Below are 1,374 nucleotides of genomic sequence, written 5' to 3'. Positions count from 1 at the left end.
CGGCCGCGCCGAGCGCCAGGGCGGCCGGCGGCGCGACGCGGGCGAGGGTGCTGAACAGGGTGCGCACGGCGCGCGGGGGCTGGGGCACGGGGACCTCCGGGGTGTGGTGATTAATCTGTACGATCGTTCGCACACTATCCGATGAGCGAACGGTCGTACACTTGGTTTCGTGACCGAGCCGACCGACCTGCGCCGCCTCCGCGGCGACCGCACACGCCGTGCCGTGCTGGACCACGCGGTGCAGGAGGCGTCCGTGCGCGGCCTGGACGCGCTGTCGTTCGGCACGCTGGCCGAGGCTGTCCCGGTGAACAAGAGCGGGATCGCCGGCCTGTTCGGCTCCAAGGAGAAGCTGCAGCTCGCCGCGGTGGAGCGGGCCGTCGAGATCTACACCGAGCACGTGATCGTCCCCGCACGGTCGGCCGAGCGGGGGCTGCCGCGCCTCTGGGCGCTGGTGCTGGCCTGGACCGAGTACTCGCGCTCCCGCGTGTTCCAGGGCGGCTGCTTCTTCCGCACCGTCGAGGTCGAGTTCGACATGCGCGACGGCGCCGTGCACGACGCCGTCGTCGCGGCCCAGCAGTCCTGGGAGTCGTACCTGGTGCACCAGGCGCGGCTCGCGCTCGAGCAGGGCGAGCTCGCTCCCGGCACCGATCCCGAGCAGGTCACCTTCGAGATCAACGCCCTGCTGAACGCCGCGAACGACCGGTCCCTGCTGCTGCGCGACGACGCGGTCTACCGGCGGGCGCTGGAGGCCGCGCGGTCGCTGCTGGCGGCGCGTGGCGCCGATCTCGCCGCCCTGCGGTAAAACGGGCAATTGTTTCAAGCCGGTATACATGTCCTCGTTACCCTCTGTTCATGGCGATGTGGCACGAAGCTTCGGGCGGCACTCCCCAACCACCTGCGGCCGTCGCGCTCGCCACGACCAGGTGGGGCACCGGCCCGGGCCGGGTGCTGCTGCTGCACGGCATCGTCTCCGCCGGGGCCACCTGGTGGCGGCTCGCCGAGACGCTCGCCGACGACGGCTACGAGGTCGTGGCCCCCGACCTGCGCGGGCACGGGACCAGCCCGCGCGCCGACTCCTACCTGCTGGCCGACCACGTGGCCGACGTGCGCGCCCTCGGCAGCGGCTGGGACCTCGTGGTCGGGCACAGCCTCGGCGGCCTGCTCGGCGCGCTGGCCGTCGACGCCGACCGCCGGTTCACCCGCCGCCTGGTGCTGCTCGACCCCGCGCTCGACGTCGAGGAGGAACGGTTCGAGGCGGTGGCCAAGGCCGAGATCCGCGACGCCACCCACCCGCCGTCGGCCCGGACGGTGCAGGGCGCGCACACGGCCTGGGACCGTCGCGACGCGACGGCCGTCGCCGCCGCCGCCAAGGCC

Annotated in this window: 2 protein-coding genes; both read left to right on the top strand. The window is 73.5% G+C overall.

Annotation, left to right across the window (positions count from 1 at the left end):
* Positions 1 to 169 precede the first annotated feature (169 nt).
* Entirely contained in the window at positions 170 to 802 is a 633-nt protein-coding gene (locus tag PROKR_RS20510) for a TetR/AcrR family transcriptional regulator (RefSeq protein WP_036966605.1), read from the top strand.
* A 50-nt stretch (positions 803 to 852) separates the two neighbouring features.
* The coding region (locus PROKR_RS20505; protein WP_169736493.1) for an alpha/beta fold hydrolase at positions 853 to 1,374 on the top strand (522 nt) is incomplete at its 3' end.

The sequence above is a fragment of the Promicromonospora kroppenstedtii DSM 19349 genome (genome assembly GCF_000515355.1).
Classification (GTDB): domain Bacteria; phylum Actinomycetota; class Actinomycetes; order Actinomycetales; family Cellulomonadaceae; genus Promicromonospora; species Promicromonospora kroppenstedtii.
Note: the sequence above shows the minus strand (reverse complement) of the source record. Positions and strands in the feature narration are given on the sequence as shown.